This window comes from Dokdonella ginsengisoli, assembly GCF_042652785.1.
Lineage (GTDB): Bacteria > Pseudomonadota > Gammaproteobacteria > Xanthomonadales > Rhodanobacteraceae > Dokdonella_A > Dokdonella_A ginsengisoli.
In genome coordinates this window covers 268,738-286,520 of sequence record NZ_JBHSHD010000010.1, presented here as the reverse complement: position 1 = coordinate 286,520, position 17,783 = coordinate 268,738, and the positions used below count along the sequence as shown (strand labels likewise).

General features: G+C 69.6%; 18 protein-coding genes. 11 read left to right on the top strand and 7 right to left on the bottom strand.

The window, feature by feature from the left end; genetic code table 11:
• Positions 1-33: 33 nt before the first annotated feature.
• The 10 genes from ACFO6Q_RS13550 to ACFO6Q_RS13505 all read left to right on the top strand — a co-directional run bounded on the left by ACFO6Q_RS13550 (position 34) and on the right by ACFO6Q_RS13505 (position 10,219).
• The gene (locus ACFO6Q_RS13550; protein WP_380021639.1) at positions 34-291 is read left to right on the top strand and encodes an RNA recognition motif domain-containing protein; all 258 of its coding nucleotides are present in this window, start codon (positions 34-36) and stop codon (positions 289-291) included.
• Between the two features lie 416 nt (positions 292-707).
• On the top strand, positions 708-1,259 hold the full coding sequence (locus ACFO6Q_RS13545; RefSeq protein WP_380021638.1) for an SEL1-like repeat protein: 552 nt from the start codon (positions 708-710) through the stop codon (positions 1,257-1,259).
• 215 nt (positions 1,260-1,474) lie between these two features.
• Complete coding sequence (gene amaB / locus ACFO6Q_RS13540; RefSeq protein WP_380021637.1) at positions 1,475-3,007, top strand: L-piperidine-6-carboxylate dehydrogenase; 1,533 nt, start codon at positions 1,475-1,477, stop codon at positions 3,005-3,007.
• A 76-nt stretch (positions 3,008-3,083) separates the two neighbouring features.
• A complete protein-coding gene (locus tag ACFO6Q_RS13535; protein WP_380021636.1) occupies positions 3,084-3,368 on the top strand; it encodes a DUF4190 domain-containing protein in 285 nt (94 codons plus the stop codon).
• Complete coding sequence (locus tag ACFO6Q_RS13530) at positions 3,368-4,159, top strand: class I SAM-dependent methyltransferase (protein ID WP_380021635.1); 792 nt, start codon at positions 3,368-3,370, stop codon at positions 4,157-4,159. Before ACFO6Q_RS13535 ends, ACFO6Q_RS13530 begins: the two co-directional genes overlap by 1 nt.
• Positions 4,160-5,179, top strand: a complete 1,020-nt coding sequence (locus ACFO6Q_RS13525) for a quinone-dependent dihydroorotate dehydrogenase (protein WP_380021634.1) — start codon at positions 4,160-4,162, stop codon at positions 5,177-5,179.
• Positions 5,180-5,217: 38 nt separating this feature from the next.
• Positions 5,218-6,270 (top strand): UDP-N-acetylmuramate dehydrogenase, encoded by a 1,053-nt coding sequence (murB, locus tag ACFO6Q_RS13520; protein ID WP_380021633.1) that lies wholly within the window; start codon positions 5,218-5,220, stop codon positions 6,268-6,270.
• A 133-nt stretch (positions 6,271-6,403) separates the two neighbouring features.
• Complete coding sequence (locus ACFO6Q_RS13515; RefSeq protein WP_380021632.1) at positions 6,404-8,167, top strand: DUF1800 domain-containing protein; 1,764 nt, start codon at positions 6,404-6,406, stop codon at positions 8,165-8,167.
• 116 nt (positions 8,168-8,283) lie between these two features.
• A complete protein-coding gene (locus ACFO6Q_RS13510; protein ID WP_380021631.1) occupies positions 8,284-9,636 on the top strand; it encodes a DUF1501 domain-containing protein in 1,353 nt (450 codons plus the stop codon).
• A gap of 76 nt (positions 9,637-9,712) precedes the next feature.
• Positions 9,713-10,219, top strand: a complete 507-nt coding sequence (locus ACFO6Q_RS13505) for a GNAT family N-acetyltransferase (RefSeq protein WP_380021630.1) — start codon at positions 9,713-9,715, stop codon at positions 10,217-10,219.
• Positions 10,220-10,285: 66 nt separating this feature from the next.
• Here ACFO6Q_RS13505 and ACFO6Q_RS13500 read toward each other — a convergent pair whose 3' ends face one another.
• The 6 genes from ACFO6Q_RS13500 to ACFO6Q_RS13475 form a co-directional block, all read right to left on the bottom strand.
• Positions 10,286-12,553 carry a thiamine pyrophosphate-dependent enzyme gene (locus ACFO6Q_RS13500; RefSeq protein WP_380021629.1) on the bottom strand — a complete coding sequence of 756 codons (2,268 nt, stop codon included), beginning with the start codon at positions 12,551-12,553 and terminating at the stop codon, positions 10,286-10,288.
• 4 nt (positions 12,554-12,557) lie between these two features.
• The gene (locus ACFO6Q_RS13495) at positions 12,558-13,127 is read right to left on the bottom strand and encodes a hypothetical protein (protein WP_380021628.1); all 570 of its coding nucleotides are present in this window, start codon (positions 13,125-13,127) and stop codon (positions 12,558-12,560) included.
• 25 nt (positions 13,128-13,152) lie between these two features.
• On the bottom strand, positions 13,153-13,806 hold the full coding sequence (locus ACFO6Q_RS13490) for a glutathione S-transferase family protein (protein WP_380021627.1): 654 nt from the start codon (positions 13,804-13,806) through the stop codon (positions 13,153-13,155).
• Positions 13,803-14,360: a GNAT family N-acetyltransferase gene (locus ACFO6Q_RS13485; protein ID WP_380021626.1), complete on the bottom strand. Its 558-nt coding sequence runs from the start codon at positions 14,358-14,360 to the stop codon at positions 13,803-13,805. Before ACFO6Q_RS13485 ends, ACFO6Q_RS13490 begins: the two co-directional genes overlap by 4 nt.
• A 61-nt stretch (positions 14,361-14,421) precedes the next feature.
• Positions 14,422-14,997 carry a pilin gene (locus ACFO6Q_RS13480; protein ID WP_380021625.1) on the bottom strand — a complete coding sequence of 192 codons (576 nt, stop codon included), beginning with the start codon at positions 14,995-14,997 and terminating at the stop codon, positions 14,422-14,424.
• A 10-nt stretch (positions 14,998-15,007) separates the two neighbouring features.
• Positions 15,008-16,180: an acyl-CoA dehydrogenase family protein gene (locus tag ACFO6Q_RS13475; protein ID WP_380021624.1), complete on the bottom strand. Its 1,173-nt coding sequence runs from the start codon at positions 16,178-16,180 to the stop codon at positions 15,008-15,010.
• 194 nt (positions 16,181-16,374) lie between these two features.
• On the opposite strand from ACFO6Q_RS13475, the gene ACFO6Q_RS13470 reads away from it, so the two are divergent.
• Positions 16,375-17,208 carry a polysaccharide deacetylase family protein gene (locus ACFO6Q_RS13470; protein ID WP_380021623.1) on the top strand — a complete coding sequence of 278 codons (834 nt, stop codon included), beginning with the start codon at positions 16,375-16,377 and terminating at the stop codon, positions 17,206-17,208.
• A gap of 16 nt (positions 17,209-17,224) precedes the next feature.
• Here ACFO6Q_RS13470 and ACFO6Q_RS13465 read toward each other — a convergent pair whose 3' ends face one another.
• Complete coding sequence (locus ACFO6Q_RS13465; protein WP_380021622.1) at positions 17,225-17,725, bottom strand: hypothetical protein; 501 nt, start codon at positions 17,723-17,725, stop codon at positions 17,225-17,227.
• Positions 17,726-17,783: the final 58 nt, after the last annotated feature.

Sequence of the window (17,783 nt, the reverse complement as noted above, 5' to 3'; positions counted from 1 at the left end):
GCATCGTTGCACGGCCCCTTCAAGGAGAACCCCATGATCACCATCGACGTCCGCGGTCTTCCACGATCGATGACCGAAAGCGCGTTGCAAGCCCTGTTCGCCAATCACGGAAAGGTGTTCGGACTGCGCATGTCCAAGGACCTGTTCAACGGCGAATGCAAGGGATTTGCGGAGCTGAAAATGGAAGGACACGAAGCCCGGCAAGCCATCGCCGCCCTGGATGGGTCCGTGCAGGAGGGATCGGCCCTGCGCGTTTCCGTCCACAGCGGACGGAAGTATCCGAGGCGCTAGGAAAGCGCGCCGACGGCGGCGGGCAAGGTATGACCGAGCCGCCGGACCGGGCAGATCGCCCGCTCGTCCACGAGCCGGGACGGCCAGCGCCCGAGCGCGCCCACCCGTCCAACGCAGCCGCGGATTCCGCCTCCGTACCCATTTGCTTCGCAACGAAGCGCGCCATCCTGTATGGCGCGCGGCCGGCCGATCAAGAAGCTCCATCGAAAGGCCTTTTTCGTCCAGTGCCGGTACACTGCCGAAGGGATTATCGTCTTCACCGAACGATGTCCGGTTGCTGCATCTGCGTAGTTCCCCATGGCTCGCGATGTCCGGATACCAGGGTTGCGCATCGTTCGGCGAAGGGCTCCGCGAGGAGCCTTTCGTTTTTTCCGCACGGGCCGGCGCGAGCCGCGCCCCGCCGTCTGGAGATCCGCATGAACAAGCCCGGCCTGCGTCTGCTGTCCCTGGCGTTCTGCCTGATTCCCGCGTGCCTCGTGGCGGCGCCGCCGTCCGAGCCCGAGTTCGAGTCGGTGACGCGCCGGGACTACTACGACCTGCTCATGCGCGCCGACCAGGCGCTGCGAGACGAGAAGAGCACCAACGTGGCCGAACTCCAGCAGCGCCTGGCCTGCGCCGGCAACCAGTCCAGCCAGGCGGCGCTCGGCGGGCTGTACCTGATCGGCCGCGGCGTCGCCAAGGACGACCTGACCGGCTACGCGTGGATGAAACTCGCCGGAACCTCCGGAGAGCCGAGGTACCGCAAGGTGACCGACACGCTCGAGCAGCACATGACGCCGGAGCAGCGCGCGGCGGCCGACGCCAAGGTGGAGAAGCTGAAGTCGCTGTACGCGGAAGTCCCCACCCACATGAACTGCTCGCAGGTGAAGCTGCCTCGTTCGAACATGAAGGAGCTGCGCTGCGAGCCCGAAGCGGCGGCGTCCCGCCGCAGCTTCGTCTGGCTCAAGCGCTGCGCCGCGGAGCCTTAGAAAACGAGGGCGCGGCGAACCCGCGGCGCTAACCTCCCCGCCCGACCCGGAACCGGCTTCGGGAAAACGTGCGCGTTGCCGCGCCGCAGCTCCCGTTCGCCCCCGTCCGTCCCCTCCGCGAAGGCGCTCGCCGGCCCGGCCACGGCCGCCCTGCTACAATCGTCCGTTTCGCGCCGCCCGGCGCCGCCCTCATCATCATTTATCGTGGAGTGCACATGTCCGCCCAGATCCTGAAGGCCCTCGGCCTCGATCAGACCAATTCCGGCACCTACCTGGGCCGCGGCGAATGGTCGAAGACCACCGACGCCGGCCTGCTGCAGTCGATCAACCCGAGCACCAACGAAGTCATCGCCGAAGTGCACGCTTCGGGCACCGGCGACTACGAGACGATCGTGCAGCGCGCGCAGGAAGCGTTCGCGACCTGGCGCGCGACGCCGGCGCCGCGCCGCGGCGAGGCCATCCGCCTGTGCAGCGACGCACTGCGCAAGCACAAGGATGCGCTCGGCTCGCTGGTCGCGCTGGAGATGGGCAAGTCCAAGCCGGAAGGCGACGGCGAAGTGCAGGAGATGATCGACATCGGCGAGTTCGCGGTCGGCCTGTCGCGCCAGCTGTACGGCCTGACCATGCATTCCGAACGCCCCGGCCACCGTATGTACGAGCAGTGGCACCCGATCGGCCTGGTCGGCGTGATCAGCGCATTCAACTTCCCGGTCGCGGTGTGGGCGTGGAACTCGTTCGTCGCCGCGGTCTGCGGCGACATCACGATCTGGAAGCCGTCGCCGAAGACGCCGCTGTCGGCGATCGCGTCGATGAAGATCTGCAACGAGGCGCTGAAGGCCGGCGGTTTCCCGGACATCTTCTTCCTGTTCAACGACGCCGGCACCGAGCTGGCCTCGCAGTTCGTCGACGACCGCCGCATCCCGCTGATCAGCTTCACCGGCTCGACCCGCATCGGCCGAATCGTCGGCGAGCGCGTCGCGCAGCGCATGGGCCGCAGCCTGCTCGAACTGGGCGGCAACAACGCGATCATCGTCGACCAGAGCGCCGACCTGAAGCTGGCGATTCCGGCGATCGTGTTCGGCGCGGTCGGCACCGCCGGCCAGCGCTGCACGACGACGCGCCGCCTGTTCGTGCACGAGGCGATCCACGACGAGGTGCTGACCAAGCTGGTCGGCGCGTACAAGCAGGTGGAGAAGAAGATCGGCGATCCGACCGACGCGAAGAACCTGATGGGTCCGCTCAACAGCCACGACGCGGTGCAGGCCTATCTGGGCGCGGTCGAGAAGGCCAAGGCCAGCGGCGGCAAGGTCGAGACCGGCGGCGCCGCGATCGACGGCAAGGGCAACTTCGTGCTGCCGACGATCGTCACCGGCCTGTCCAACGCCGACGAGGTGGTGCAGACCGAAACCTTCGCGCCGATCCTCTACGTCATGAAGTTCAAGACGCTGGACGAGGCGATCGCGCAACAGAACGCCGTGCCGCAGGGCCTGTCCTCGGCCATCTTCACGCAGAACCTGAAGGCGGCCGAGTCCTTCCTCGGCGCGGCCGGTTCGGACTGCGGCATCGCCAACGTCAACATCGGCACCAGCGGCGCCGAGATCGGCGGCGCGTTCGGCGGCGAGAAGGAAACCGGCGGCGGCCGCGAATCCGGCTCGGACGCGTGGAAGGCCTACATGCGCCGGCAGACCAACACGATCAACTACTCCGACGCGCTGCCGCTGGCGCAGGGCATCAAGTTCGAGTTCTGATCGCACCCGCCCGACCGCCCGGACCTCTCGTCCGGGCGGCGGCGCGCCGACGCCGCGGCGCGCTAGAATGCCGCCCATGAATACTGCCCCCCGCACCAGCGGCAGCGCCGTCGCCAGCCTCGTCTTCGGCGTGCTGTCGTGGTTCGCCCTGCCCATCATCGGCGCGATCCTGGCGATCGTCCTCGGCCACGTCGCGCGCGGCGAGATCCGGCGCGCGCCGCCCGGCACGGTCGACGGCGACGGCTTCGCCATCGCCGGGCTGATCCTCGGCTGGGCGCACGTGGTCATCGTCGCCTGCGGCCTGGCCCTGATCTTCCTGTTCTTCGGCGGCCTCGCGTTCTTCGCGCACTACGCGTTCTGATGGCGGACGAATCGACGGCGGGCGGACGCGCCGCCCACGATCCGGTCGAGCGCTTCGGCAACCGCGTCGCCGACTACGTACGCTGGCGGCCCGGCTATCCGGCTGCCCTGACCGCACACCTGCGCGCGCGCAACTGGCTGTGGCCGGGAGCGAGCGTGGCCGACGTCGGCGCCGGCACCGGCATCTCCAGCGCGCTGTTCCTCGATGCCGGCTGCGTCGTGCACGCGGTCGAGCCGAACGCGCCGATGCGCGAGGCGGCGGCGGAATGGCTCGGCAGCCGCGACGGCTTCCACGCCGTCGACGGCCGCGCCGAAGCCACCACGCTGGCCGGCGGCAGCATCGATCTGGTCGCCGCCGGCACCGCCTTCCACTGGTTCGATGCCGCCCCGACGCGCGCCGAATTCGCGCGCATCCTGCGTCCCGACGGCCACGTCGTGCTGTTCTGGAACGTGCGCCGCCAGGACGGCTTCATGCTCGAATACGAGGCGATCCTGCGCGCCCACTGCCGCGACTACGCCGAGGTCGAATCGGGCCGGCGCGCCGACGAACCGGTGATCCGCGCGTTCTTCGGCGCCGGCTTCCTCGAAACCGCGGCGTTCCCGAACGCGCAGCGGCTGGATTTCGAGGGCGTGCTCGGCCGCGCGCGCTCGTCCTCGTACGCGCCCAGGCCCGGCGACGAATCCTACGAGCCGTTACGCGACGCGCTGCGCGACGCGTTCGAGCGCAGCGCGGTCGACGGCCACGTCACCTTGAACTACGACACGCGGCTTTACGCCGGACGGATGCCCTAGATGTACGCGCTCGCCCGCCCGTTCCTGTTCTGCCTCGACGCCGAGCGCGCGCACGACCTCGCGCTGGCGTCGATCGAGGCGGCCTGGCGCACCGGCACCACGCCGCTGCTGGCGGCCAGGCCGAAACCGCTGCCGGTCGAGGCGTTCGGCCTGCGCTTCGACAACCCGGTCGGCCTGGCCGCCGGCCTGGACAAGAACGGCGCCTACGTCGACGCGCTCGCCGCGCTCGGTTTCGGCTTCGTCGAGGTCGGCACGACCACGCCGCGCGCGCAGCCGGGCAATCCGAAGCCGCGCATGTTCCGCCTGCCCGAGCACGAGGCCGTCATCAACCGGCTCGGCTTCAACAACGGCGGCGTCGACGCGCTGGTGCGCAACGTCGAGCGCGCGAAGTTCGGCGGCGTGCTCGGCATCAACATCGGCAAGAACAAGGACACGCCGAACGAGCGTGCGGTCGACGACTATCTGCATTGCCTGGAACGCGTCTACGCGCGCGCCAGCTACGTCACCGTCAACATCTCCTCGCCGAACACGCAGGGCCTGCGCGACCTGCAGGAAGAGGAAACGCTGCGCCGCTTCGTCGGCACGCTGCGCGAGGCGCAGGAGCGCCTCGCCGCGCAACACGGCGCGCGCAAGCCGATGCTGCTGAAGATCGCGCCGGACCTGTCCGAGGCCGAACTCGACGCGATCGCCGAAGTGCTGCTGGCGGCCGGTGTCGACGGTCTGATCTGCACCAACACCACGATCGACCGCGCCGCGGTCGCCGGTCACCGTCACGCCGACGAAGCCGGCGGCCTCTCCGGCAAACCCGTGTTCGTGAAATCGACCCAGGTGCTGCGCGGCATGGCGCAGCGCCTGGGCGGCCGCATCCCGCTGGTCGGCGTCGGCGGCATCGTCGGCGGCGGCGACGCGGCGGCGAAGATCGCGGCCGGCGCCACGCTGGTGCAGTTCTACACCGGCATGATCTATCGCGGACCGGGCCTGATCGGCGACTGCGTCGAGGCAATCCGTGCGCGCACCTAGGTTGCGCGAAGGCTCCGGTGCGGCCGCGCGGAGGACCGATGGCCGGCACTGACACCGCCCTCGCCCACGGCGACGGCTACACGATCGTCGAGCATGCCTCGCTCGCCGGGCGCAACACGTTCCGCGTGCCGGCCACTGCGCAGTTGCTGATCGACGTGCGCAAGCCGGCCGCGCTGGCCGAGCTGTTCGGCTACGCGGCGCTGAAGTCGCAGCCGCTGCTGGTGCTCGGCGAAGGCAGCAACGTGCTGTTCACGCGCGACTGGCCGGGCATCGTGCTGGCGATCGCGGCGCGCGGCATCGCCGTGCTCGAGGACCGCGGCGACGACGCGCGCGTGCGCGTGGAAGCCGGCGAAAGCTGGAACGACTTCGTGCGCTGGTCGCTGGCGCACGGCTTCGCCGGCCTGGAGAACCTCGTGCTGATTCCGGGCACGGTCGGCGCAGCGCCGATCCAGAACATCGGCGCGTACGGCGTCGAAGTGCGCGAGTTCATCGCCGGCGTCGAAGCCTGGGACCGCCGCGAAGCGCGTCTGGTGCGCCTGGACAACGACCAATGCGCGTTCGGCTATCGCGATTCGCGCTTCAAGCGCGAGCGCGAGCGCTACGTCGTCACCGCGGTCGAGTTCGACCTGCCGCGCGAACGCGCGCTGCGCCTGGACTACGCCGGCGTGCGCGAGGAACTGGCCGCGCTGGGCATGGCCGAGCCGACGCCGTCGAACGTGGCCGAGGCCATCGCGCGCCTGCGCACGCGCAAGCTGCCGAACCCGGCGCTGATTGGCAACGCCGGCAGCTTCTTCAAGAACCCGCTCGTGACGGCCGACGAGGCGCAACGCCTGCGCCGGGACCATCCGGACCTGCCGGCGTGGCCGGCCGGCGACGGCGGCGCCAAGCTCTCCGCCGCTTGGCTGATCGAGTCGCTCGGCTTCAAGGGCGAGCGCGCGGGCGATGCCGGCGTGTCGGAGCGGCATGCGCTGGTGCTGGTCAACCACGGCCGCGCCAGCGGCGCCGAGATCTGGGCCCTGGCCGAGCGCATCCGCGGCGAGGTCCGCGCGCGCTACGGCGTGCTGCTCGAGCCCGAACCGCTGGTAATCTGACGCCCGCGCTGCGCCCGTCCCGCAAGCCGCGGCACAGCGCCGGACGGCTGAGCCGGCCGTCACAAATCGCGTCAAATCGGCCGCCTATGCTTGGCCGACTGTTTCTCGCCACCCATCGGCACGGGATTCCGCCATGACCGCCGCGTCCGTTTCGCTCGCTTCGCGCCGCCGCCTGTTCACCGCCCTGTCCGCCGCCGTCGGCCGGCCGCGAGCCGCCATGCGCCGCTCCGCCCAGTCGGCGCTCGCCGCCGGACCGGTGGTGCCCTTCGCCAGTACGCCGCCGTCGCCGGTGCGCTGGCTGCAGAAGGCGACGTTCGGTTATTCGGCGCGCGCCAAAACCGCGTTCGACGCCCGCCCCGGCGCCAACGACGACGCGCGCTGGCAGAACTGGGTCGACTGGCAGCTCAATCCGTCGGCGATCGCCGACGCCGCCTGCGAGTCGCGCCTGGCCTCGGCCGGTTTCCTCACGCTGAACAAAACGCTGCCGCAGCTGTGGGCCGACCACCACGATACCGGCGACTACGCCACGCGCATGCTGCCGGTCGCCGAAGCCGAATGCGCGACGACCATCCGCGCCGTCTACAGCGAGCGCCAGCTGTTCGAGGTGCTGGTGGACTTCTGGCACGACCACTTCAGCGTGTTCGGCTGGGACTACGACGGCGCGCCGCTGTTCCCGGACCTCGACCGCGGACTGCGCACGAACGCGTTCGGCAACTTCCGCCAGATGCTCGAGCAGGTCTGCCGCTCGACGACGATGATGTACTCGCTCGACCTCTACGCCAGCACGCGCGCCGGTCCGAACGAGAACTACGCGCGCGAGCTGCTCGAACTGCACACGCTCGGCGCCGAACACTACTTCGGCCCGACCGATCCGCTCGGCGTGCCGTGCCTGGATTCGGACATCCACTGCGAAGGCGGCTTCCCGCAGGGCTACGTCGACAACGACGTCTACGAGGCCGCCGCCGCGCTGACCGGATGGACGATCAAGGACGGCAACTGGCAGTTTCCGGCCGACGACGACGGCACCTTCGTCTACCGCAGCGAGTGGCACGATCGCCGCAACAAGATCTTCCTCGGCCGCTACCTGCCGCCGGACCAGCCGGCGATGCAGGACGGCTTCGACGTGTTCGACCGCCTGTGCGCGCATCCGAACACCGCGCGCCACGTCGTGCGCAAGCTGTGCCGGCGCCTGGTCGGCGACAACCCGCCGTCGAGCCTGGTCGACAGCGCCGCGGCGCTGTTCACCGCGCAGGCCGGAGCGGCCGACCAGATCGCGCAGGTCGTGCGCGCGATCCTCGTCTCCGATGCGTTCAAGAACGCCTGGGGCGGCAAGGTCAAGCGGCCGTTCAACAGCTTCGCCGGCGCGCTGCGCGCGCTCGACGCCGACTTCACGCCGACCACGCGCGACTATCCGGACGAATGGCCGACCTCGGACGAGCTCGCCTCGCGCCTGCAGCAGGCCGGCCACCGCCTGTTCTACTGGCCGGCGCCGAACGGCTATCCGGACCAGGCCTCGGCCTGGAGCAGCACCGGCGCACTGGCGATGAGCTGGAAGCTGCTCACGCGCCTGACCACGGTGCGCCAGCAGGTCGGCTACGACGACACCTATCCGTACGTCGCCGACGTCGTCGCGCAGACCAACGCCGCGATCGCCGCCGGCGGCCGCAGCGCGAACGCGGTCGTCGGCTACTGGTGTGACCGCATCCTCGGCTCGCGGCCCGAACCGGTGCGCGGCAAGGCGGTCGATTTCCTGCGCCAGAACGCGACCGCCGACGAAGCGCTCGACCTCGAGCACAACGACTGGGCCGCTAACGACCTGAAGAAGCACTACACGCAGGACCGCCTGCGCTCGACGGTCGCGCTGATCCTGTGCAGTCCCGATTTCTTCGCCCGCTAATTGAGAAGTGCGGCCATAGATGGCCGCGGGTAGATCCTCCGAAGTCATCTTCTTACCCGTACACCATGAGCCGTCAAAACCGCGGCGATCACGGACGATCGCACCAGGAAACAACCATGACCCACATCGATCGCCGTGATTTCCTCAAGGCCTGCTGCGCCAGCGGCCTGGTCGCCGGCACCGTGCCGGGCACGCGCCTGGTGTTCGGCGCGACCGCCGCCAACGACTACGACACTCTCGTGGTGGTGTTCCTGCGCGGCGGCATGGACGGGCTCAGCCTGATCTCCCCGGGCGCGAGCAACGCCGAACGCGGCCGCTACGAGCAGGCGCGCAACGCGACGCGCATCGCCCTGTCCGGCGAGGGCGCCGGCCTGGCGCTCGGCGGCGACGGCCAGTGGCAGGTGCATCCGCGCGCGCCCGAACTGCAGGCGCTGTACAACCAGAACCGCCTCGCCGTCGTGCTCGGCGCGGGCATGCCGGCGCCGGTCACGCGCAGCCACTTCGACGCTCAGGTCAACATGGAAGTCGGCCTCGCCGGCCAGGGCGGCGGCATCGGCTGGATCACGCGCGCGCTGGCCAGCACCACGCTGCCGCCGGACGTGATGATTCCGGCGCTGTCGGTCGGCAGCCTGACCTCGACCAGCCTGCTCGGCAGCACCGAGGCGATCACGATGGCCAGCGGCGGCGACTTCCGCATCGACACCGGCAACTGGGCGTGGAACGTCAGCCCCGACTACGCCGGCGACGCGCCGGACGGCGTGCACGGCATGCTGGCCGCGCTGCCGCAGCTGTGGTCGGGCAGCAGCAGCCTCGAGGCGGCCGGCCGGCAGACGCTCGACGCGCTGCAGGTGATCCGCGGCATCGACTTCGACGGCTACGTGCCGGCCGCCGGCGCCAACTACGACCCGGGCGACGCGTTCTCGCAGCAGCTGCGCATGCTGGCGCAGCTGATCAAGCTCGACGTCGGCCTGCGCTACGCGGCGATCGACCTCGGCGGCTGGGACACGCACAACGGACAGAACTACTTCTTCGGCGAGATCGTCGCCCGCCTCTCGCGCGGGCTCGGCGCGTTCCAGGCCGACCTCGCCAACGACGCGGGCAACTACGCGCAGCGCGTCAGCACGGTGGCGATGAGCGAATTCGGCCGCCGCGTGCAGGAGAACGACGACCAGGGCACCGACCACGGCTACGGCAACGTCATGCTCGCGCTCGGCGGATCGGTCAACGGCGGCCGCACCTTCGGCGAGTTCGCCGGACTCGCCGGCGACCAGATGTTCGAAGGCGCCGACGTGATGGTCACCACCGACTACCGCAGCGTGCTGTCCGAGGCGCTGATCCGGCGACTGCACAACTCGAACATCTACTACGCCTTTCCGGGCTATTCGAACTACACGCCGCTGGGCATCTTCCAGGGCAGCGACCTGCCGCCGGGCGGCTTCGACGCGGTGTTCGCCAACGGCTTCGATTGAAGCCGTCGGCGGGCGCATTCGCACCGGCTCGCAGGCCGGCGTTCCGGCACGATCCCGCTCCGCAGGATTCCTTCGCATGCCAGCCACCTTCGACCAGCCGCTGCGCATCGTGACGGCGGATCTGAACGACGGCCGCGTCGTCGCCCTGCTCGAAACCCACTACGCCACGGCCCGCGCGCAAACCGCGCCGGGCAGCGCGCATGCGCTCGATCTTTCCAGCCTGCGCGCGCCGGACATCCGGCTCTGCGCGGCCTGGTCGGGAGACGACCTGCTTTGCATCGGCGCCCTGCGCACGCTGTCGCCCGAGCACGGCGAGATCAAGTCCATGCACGTGGCGCAGCGCGCGCGCGGCCGCAGCGTCGGCAGCACGATGCTGCGTCACCTGCTCGACGTCGCGCGTCGCCGCGGCATGCGGCAGGTCAGCCTGGAAACCGGGTCGTGGGCCTACTTCGAGCCGGCCCGCGCGCTGTACCGGAACCACGGCTTCGTCGATTGCGCGCCGTTCGGCGACTACGCCGCCGATCCCAACAGCGTCTTCATGACGCTGAACCTGGATGCCACCGGCGACGCGCGTCCGGATTGAACCCACCGCGCGCGCCGCCGAACTCGCGCCGGCCGCAGGGCGCCGGCGCGTCCGCGACCGCCGCGCTCAGCGCAACGCTTCGGCCGCCGCGACGATGTCGGCGTCGCCCGGCAGCACCAGGAAAGCTGCGCCGGCCAGCGGCGTGTAGGTGTCCGCGCCGACCACGCGGCGCAGCGGTGTGGCGCCGTGGCCGCCTTCGACGATCGCGGTGACGACGCCCTCGCCGACACCGGCCGAATGACGGCCCTCGTCGACGACCAGGATGCGCCTGGCGTTCTTCGCCTGCCCGGCGATGAAGGCCTCGTTGAGCGGCACCAGCCAGCGCAGGTCGACCGTGCGTACTTTCCAGCCGAGCTTTTTCTCGATCTCGCGCGCCGCGCGCAGGCTCATCGGCACGCCGTTGCCGTAGGTGAAGATCACCAGGTCCTCCGCGTCCTCTGCGTAGATGCGGCCCTCGCCGAGCGGCATCGCCTGGTCCAGCGGCGGATACGAGGTCAGCCACTGGCCGTCGCCGGCTTCGTACAGGTCCTTGGTCATGTACAGCGCGATCGGCTCGAGGAAGATCGCCACGCGGCCGTCGACCTTGGCCAGCGCCGCCAAGGTGCGCAGCATCGTCGCCGCGTCGTCGCCGCGGCTGGCGCAGCCGACCACGATGCCGGGGATGTCGCGCAGCGCGGCGATCGAGTTGTCGTTGTGGAAATGCCCGCCGAAGCCGCGTTGGTAGCCGAGCCCGGCGATGCGCACCAGCATCGGATTGCGGTACTGGTCGTTGGAGAAGAACTGCAGGCTGGCCGCCTCGCCGCGGATCTGGTCGCAGGCATTGTGGAAGTACGCCAGATACTGGATCTCCGGCACCGGCAGCATGCCCATGTTGGCGTAGCCCTGGGCCAGGCCGAGGATCATCGTCTCGTCGAGCAGCGTGTTGAACACGCGCGCGTTCTTGAACGCCTTGTGCAGGCCCTTGGTGACCGTGTAGACGCCGCCCTTCTGCGCCACGTCCTCGCCGAACAGCAGCGTCTCGGGATACTTGCAGAACAGGTCGTGCAGCGCGTTGTTGATCTGGATCGCCAGGTGCCGCGGCGGCAGGTTCTCCGGCAGCTTGTCGGCGCCGAACACGGCCGCGCGCTTGACCGCGTAGTCGGCGCGCACGGCTTCGGCGGCGACCTTTTCCGGCGTGTACGGCGCCAGCGGCGCCATCACGTCGTCGAGCCGGTCGAGCTTGGGCCGGCGGTCGGCTTCCTCGGCGGCGGCGAAGCAGCGCTTGCGCACGTCCTCGTACTGCGCCAGCAGCGATTCCTTCGTGTGCAGGCCCGACTCCAGCGCGATCGCCGCCGAGCGCAGCAGCGGATCGGTGGCCTCGACCGCGACCAGTTCCTCGACGCTGCGCCACTCGATCTCGAAGTCGGTGCCGGCGTGGCCCATGATGCGCGTGGTGCGCAGGTGCAGGAAGGTCGGCCGCCGCGTCGTGCGGCAGTGGTGCACGGCGCGCGCCACCTGCTCGAAGCCTTCGGCCAGGTCGAGGCCGTCGGCGTAGAAGTAGTCGAGATCGCGGCGGCCGCCGAAGCTGGCGCGGATCCAGTCGTTCGGCGTCTTCACCGAGATGCCGATGCCGTTGTCCTCGCACACGAACAGCACCGGCGCCGGCAGCTTCTGGTACGCAGTCCAGGCGGCGGCGTTGAACGCGGTCTGCGCGGTGGCGTGGTTGGCCGAGGCGTCGCCGAACGAACAGATCGCGATCGAATCTTCCGGCACCGGCAGCGCGTGCCCGATGCGCCGCGCCTGCTCGATCGCCACCGCGGTGCCGAGCGCCTTGGGCAGGTGCGAGGCGATGGTCGAGGTCTGCGGCAGCACCCACAGCGGCTTGCTGCCCCACACCTTGTGGCGGCCGCCGGAAGCCGGATCGTCCTTGCTCGCGGCAAACGACAGCGCCGAATCCATGATCGGGTCCATGCCCGGCAGCTTGCGGAAGCGCTCGGCCATGAACGCGCCGCTGCGGTAGTGCAGGAAGGCCGGATCGGTATGGCGCGTCAGCCGCGCGACCATCGCGTTGCCTTCGTGGCCGCTCGAGCCGATCGTGTAGAACACCTTGTTCTTCACGCGCAGCACGCGCGCCATCAGGTCGAGGTGGCGCGAGACCAGCTGCGATTCGAACAGCGCGAGGAAATCGCGCGCGGTGCACAGGCTGCCCGGCAGCACGGGGGCCGAGGGCTGAGGGCCGAGGGCCGAGGGCTGGCCCTGCCAGTTCTGCACGAACTCGGCGAAGTTCTGGTCGCAGACTTCGGCACGGTTGACGTTCTTGTGGCGAGCGGGGATTGGGTTGGGGATGGCGTTCATGGGGTCAGTGTTCGGAGTTCAACCAAGTTGCGGCCGTGGTGATTCTTCTTGCGAGTTCGACTGCCTCGGCATAGTCGATGCCCGCGCCCAAGCGAACGGTTCTCGCACCATAATCGAATGCCAGTGGTCCGCCTGCGACTATCGTGACGGGCGAGGTCCAAAACCATGCCGCGGTCGTTGCTGGAACATCCACGGCGCGAAAATTGCGAACAAGAGATGGATCATAGTGATTGCCTATGCCCATCCGAAGCATTTCCAATCGAAAAGAAATCCTGTTCGGACTCAGGCAAAGGCGCTCTTTGCCCATGATGTTCCAGAGCCAAGCAAAAATCGCTGGTGCCCCTAAGGCGGACCATAGAAGCAGCATCGCCAACGAACCGCCGGTCGAATCCTCGCCTTCACCTCCTCGATACGAGACGAAGGAGTAACCGATGACCGCCCATATCACCAGCCAGAGCGAAGAAAAAGCGACAGCGGAGACGCTCCTACGAGCAGGCATTTCCAGTTCGAGGCCGGATTCGATCGGAGTGACCTTCGTGCGCATCGTCGGCGGCGGCGTGAAATTCAAACTCATTGGCGCGAGCACTCAGCCACTCGTCTCAAGAAGACCGCGCGATCAACGCCAGATTCTCCTCCGCGATCGGCGGCATCGCCACGAAGCCCGGCTGCGCGCGCACGCGCTCGAGCCAGTCGACGACGCGCGGGAACGCGGCGAGATCGAAGCCGCCGTCGGCGGCGCAGTGCGTGTAGCCGAACAGCGCGATGTCGGCGATGCCGTAGCCGGTGGCGCTGAACCAGTCGCTGGCGGACAGATGCCGCTCCATCACCGCCAGCGCCTGGTGGCCGCGCTCGCGCAGGCGCGGCAGGTCGGCGCGGCGCGGTGAATCGGCCGGCGTCCAGCCGCAGATGAAGCGCGCGACCGCGATGTAGGGTTCATGGCTGTACTGCTCGAAGAACATCCACGACAGCGTCTGCGCGCGCTGCCAGGCGTCGCCGGCGAAGTACGGCGTGCCGTCGGCGAGCCAGGCGAGGATCGCGTTCGACTCGACCATGCGGCGGCCGTCGTCGAGTTCGATCATCGGCACCCGGCCGTTGGGGTTCTTCGCCAAGTACTGCGGCGTGCGCGTGGCGCCGTGCGCGCTGTCGGTCTCGATCCAGCGAAAGTCCCGGTCGGGCTGGCGACCGAGATGACCGAGCAGCATGCGCAGCTTGTGGCAGTTGCCCGACGGTGAGTAGCCGTAGACGGTGATCACGGCTGGCGCTCCTGCGCACGCCGGGCCAGCCACTGCTCGCGCGGCTGGCCCCAGATGCGCACCGGGTGGTCCTGGAACGGTTCGGGCAGCCGGCCGGGCCCCTTGAGCGTCGAACCCAGGCGCTGCGCGACCTTCTGCGAGGGGAGATTGTCCGGATCGATGCAGTGGATGATGTCGTTCCAGCCGAGCTGCGCGAAGGCCCAGTCGATCGAGGCGACGGCGGACTCCATCGCGTAGCCGCGGCCCCAGGCGTCCGGATGGAACGCATAGCCGATCTCGTTGCCGGGCCAGCCGTCCGGCCGCCACGGCCCCATCTGGCCGAGCCACAGCCCGCTGGATTTTTCCTCGACCGAGAACATGGCGAAGCCCTGCACGGCCCAGGCGCCGGGCATCTGCAGGAATTTGCGCCACGCCGCGGCGCGCGGCATCGTGCCGCCGATGAAGCGCGAGGCCTCCTCGCTGGCGTACAGCTCGGCGTAGCGCCCGAAGTCCTCCGCGCGCGGCAGGCGCAGGACCAGGCGTTCGGTTTCGATGCGGATGTCGGAACGACTCACGGGGACTCCACTTCAGTTGCCCGTCCGGCGCGCCGGCGCGGGCGATGCTCGGACGAAACGCTCAGGAACCGGGCGCTGCCGGCGCGCCGGCGATCTTCGGCACCGGCGGCTCGTATTCGCACAGCGGGCTGACGCGCTTGATCTGCGGATAGTCGGCCGTCTCGCAGCGCCAGCGCACGCCCATCGCATCGGCGCGCGTGGTGTCGGCGACGAAACGGATGCGCCCGCCGTCGACGCCGGACGCGGCATCGAACACGAGATCGATGCTGCCGTCGGGCGCGACCGTGGCGGACTTCAGCGTCCTGCCGCGGTAGTGGTCCGGCGCGGGCAGTCCCGCGTCGGCCTGCTGCGCCGGCATCCTGCCGTTGGTCTGGTAGTACTCGACGATCGCCACGCGCATGCCGGCGACCGCCTGCAGATCCTCGCGCATGCGCAGGCTGGCCTCGTCGCTGGCGGCCGCCAGCGCTTCCTGCGACGCGTCCAGCGTCTGGCGCATGCGCTGCTGGTCCTGCTTCAGCGCCTGGATTTCGCCGCCGAGCCGCCGCTGTTCCCGGTCGACGGCGAGGAACCGGTAGGCGGCCAGCGCTGCCGCCGCCAGCAGCAGCGCGCTCGCCCACACCGCGGCGGCCTTGCGCACGGCGATGCGCTCAGAACGCGTTGATGCCGGTGACTTCGCGGCCGACCACCAGCTGGTGCACGGTCTCGGTGCCCTCGTAGGTGATGACCGACTCGAGGTTCAGCGCGTGGCGGATCGGGCAGTGCTCGGTGGTGATGCCGGCGCCGCCGAGGATGTCGCGGCATTCGCGCGCGATGTCGATCGCCATGCGGCAGTTGTTCCACTTCGCCAGCGACACCTGGGTCGGCTGCATCGTGCCGGCGTCCTTGAGGCGGCCGAGCTGCAGCGACAGCAGCTGCGCCAGCGTGATCCGCCGCGCCATCTCGGCGAGCTTGATCTGCACCGCCTGCGTGGCCGCGATCGGACGCTGGAACAGCGTGCGGTTCTTGGCGTACTCGGTGGTCTCGGTGAAGCAGGCAATGGCCGCGCCGATCGGGCCCCAGGTGATGCCGTAGCGGGCCTGCGTCAGGCAGCCGAGCGGACCCTTCAGGCCCTTCACGTTCGGCAGGCGGTTGGCTTCGGGCACGCGCACGTTGTCGAAGAACAGCGCCGACGTCACCGACGCGCGCAGGCTCATCTTCTTGTGCACTTCCTGCGCGGTGAAGCCCTTGAAGTCCTTCTCGACGATGAAGCCCTGGATGCCGTCCTCGGTCTGCGCCCAGACGATCGCGATGTGCGCGAGGTTGCCGTTGGTGATCCACATCTTGGCGCCGTTGAGGATCCAGTCGGCGCCGTCCTTCTTCGCGTTCGTCTTCATGTTGGCCGGATCCGAGCCGCCGTGCGGTTCGGTCAGGCCGAAGCAGCCGATCACCTCGCCCGCCGCCATCCGCGGCAGCCAGCGCTGGCGCTGCTCCTCACTGCCGTAGGCGTAGATCGGGTACATGCACAGCGAGGACTGCACCGAGGCGAAGCTGCGGATGCCCGAATCGCCGCGCTCCAGTTCCTGGCAGACCAGGCCGTAGCTGACGCCGTTCATGCCGGCGCAACCGTACTCGGTGGGCAGCGAGGAGCCGAGCAGGCCCAGCTCGGCCATCTCCGGAATCAGCTCGGTCGGGAAGCGGCCCTGGTCGAAGCAGTCGCCGATGATCGGCAGCACGCGCTCGTCGGTGAAGCGCGCGACGGTGTCCTGCACCATGCGCTCTTCTTCGGTGAGCAGGGAGCGGACGTCGTAGAGGTCGGTGGGGTTGAGCGGGGTGGCGGCCATGAATGGGGTCCGGAAGGCGGGGCAAAGCGGCGTATTGTAGCGGTCGGCCGGGGACCCGGTCACGCCGCCCCGGCCGCGCGCGGCGCCCGCCGGGACCGCCGCCGCGACGGGGCGCGCAGGCCGTGCCGTCCGCGGCGGCGCATTTGAGTATCCTTGCGGTTTTCCCCAGCACACGACCCAGGCCGCCCTTGCCGATGCGCGCGACCATCCTCGCCTACCACGCCGTCAACGTCGCGGGCGCCGGCTACGACAAGAACGACCACGTCGCCTTCGCCGCCGACCTCAGGCTGATCCACCGGCTCGGCCTGCGCGTGGTGCCGCTGCGCTGGCTCGCCGAGGGGCTGCTCGGGCGCACCGACCGCGACCTGTCGCGCGCGGTGGTGCTGACCTGCGACGACGGCTCGGACCTGGACTACTTCGACGTCGACTATCCCGGCCACGGCCGCCAGCGCAGCCTGTTCAACGCGATGATCGACTTCCGGCGCGAGCACGGCTACCAGGCGCAGCCGCACCTGCACCTGACCAGTTTCGTGATCGCCTCGCCCGAGGCTCGCGCGGTGCTCGACCGGCGCTGCCTGTTCGACCGCGGCTGGATGCGCGACGGCTGGTGGCGCGCCGCGCAGGCGTCCGGACTGATCTCGATCGAGAACCACAGCTGGGACCACAACCACGCCGAGCTGCCCCACACCGTGCAGCGCGCGCAGGTGAAGGGCACCTTCCGCTCGGTCGACACCTACGCCGACGCCGACGCGGAGATCCGCCAGGCCAGCGACTGGCTCGACGCGCACTGTCCCGCTCGGGCCACTTCGCTGTTCGCCTACCCGTACGGCGAAAGCAACGACTACCTCGTGCAGGAATACTTCCCGCGCCACGCGCACGAGCACCGGCTGATCGCCGCGGTCGGCACCGATCCGCAACCGGTGCGCGCGGACAGCGACGTATGGACCCTGCCGCGCTACGTCTGCGGCCACCACTGGTCCTCGCCCGGCGAGCTGGAAAGGATCCTGCGCGACGGCGCCGGCCTGTGAACCGCTGCTCGGGAAGCTAGAACGGCGCGAACGCCGCGGCCTTCTCGATCAGTTCGCGCTGCCTTTCCGCATCGAGCGGACGCGACCAGCGCGCGATCAGGTGCGGATCGCGCACGCGCTCGAAGCCCAGGCCCGACAGGATGCCCCAGGAGCGCTCGTCGCCGCAGTTGCCGAACACCGCGTCGCAGCGCGGCGCGAAACGGTCCAGGCTGTAGCGCGTGACGGCGCGGTTGATGCCGCCGACGCGGTCGATCTCGGCGCGCTCGGCGTCGCTCATGCGGCGCAGGAGGTCGCCATCCGTGCAGGCGCCGCCGATCGCCATGATGTCGCCCCAGTCGGTGAAGTGCACGTAGCTGACCGGTACGAAGCTGCCGTCCGCGCGCTTCCAGAAGGCGACCACGTGGTGGCGGAAATCCGGCACGCGCGCGCGGTACTTGCGCTCGAAGATCGCCGCCGCGAAGGCGGGGCCGCGGTCGACTTCGGTGACGATGATGAAGTCGTCGAATGCATCGCTCATGGCGGGCGGATGATCCTGCGGATTCGGAGACCGGACGCGGCCGTGCCGGCAAGCATAC

Excerpts from the sequence above, each read along its gene's own strand:
- ACFO6Q_RS13550 (WP_380021639.1), top strand. The coding sequence starts at position 34 with ATGATCACCATCGACGTCCGCGGTCTTCCACGATCGATGACCGAAAGC.
- ACFO6Q_RS13545 (WP_380021638.1), top strand. The coding sequence starts at position 708 with ATGAACAAGCCCGGCCTGCGTCTGCTGTCCCTGGCGTTCTGCCTGATT.
- amaB (WP_380021637.1), top strand. The coding sequence starts at position 1,475 with ATGTCCGCCCAGATCCTGAAGGCCCTCGGCCTCGATCAGACCAATTCC.
- ACFO6Q_RS13535 (WP_380021636.1), top strand. The coding sequence starts at position 3,084 with ATGAATACTGCCCCCCGCACCAGCGGCAGCGCCGTCGCCAGCCTCGTC.
- ACFO6Q_RS13530 (WP_380021635.1), top strand. The coding sequence starts at position 3,368 with ATGGCGGACGAATCGACGGCGGGCGGACGCGCCGCCCACGATCCGGTC.
- ACFO6Q_RS13525 (WP_380021634.1), top strand. The coding sequence starts at position 4,160 with ATGTACGCGCTCGCCCGCCCGTTCCTGTTCTGCCTCGACGCCGAGCGC.
- murB (WP_380021633.1), top strand. The coding sequence starts at position 5,218 with ATGGCCGGCACTGACACCGCCCTCGCCCACGGCGACGGCTACACGATC.
- ACFO6Q_RS13515 (WP_380021632.1), top strand. The coding sequence starts at position 6,404 with ATGACCGCCGCGTCCGTTTCGCTCGCTTCGCGCCGCCGCCTGTTCACC.
- ACFO6Q_RS13510 (WP_380021631.1), top strand. The coding sequence starts at position 8,284 with ATGACCCACATCGATCGCCGTGATTTCCTCAAGGCCTGCTGCGCCAGC.
- ACFO6Q_RS13505 (WP_380021630.1), top strand. The coding sequence starts at position 9,713 with ATGCCAGCCACCTTCGACCAGCCGCTGCGCATCGTGACGGCGGATCTG.
- ACFO6Q_RS13500 (WP_380021629.1), bottom strand. The coding sequence starts at position 12,553 with ATGAACGCCATCCCCAACCCAATCCCCGCTCGCCACAAGAACGTCAAC.
- ACFO6Q_RS13495 (WP_380021628.1), bottom strand. The coding sequence starts at position 13,127 with ATGAGTTTGAATTTCACGCCGCCGCCGACGATGCGCACGAAGGTCACT.
- ACFO6Q_RS13475 (WP_380021624.1), bottom strand. The coding sequence starts at position 16,180 with ATGGCCGCCACCCCGCTCAACCCCACCGACCTCTACGACGTCCGCTCC.
- ACFO6Q_RS13470 (WP_380021623.1), top strand. The coding sequence starts at position 16,375 with ATGCGCGCGACCATCCTCGCCTACCACGCCGTCAACGTCGCGGGCGCC.
- ACFO6Q_RS13465 (WP_380021622.1), bottom strand. The coding sequence starts at position 17,725 with ATGAGCGATGCATTCGACGACTTCATCATCGTCACCGAAGTCGACCGC.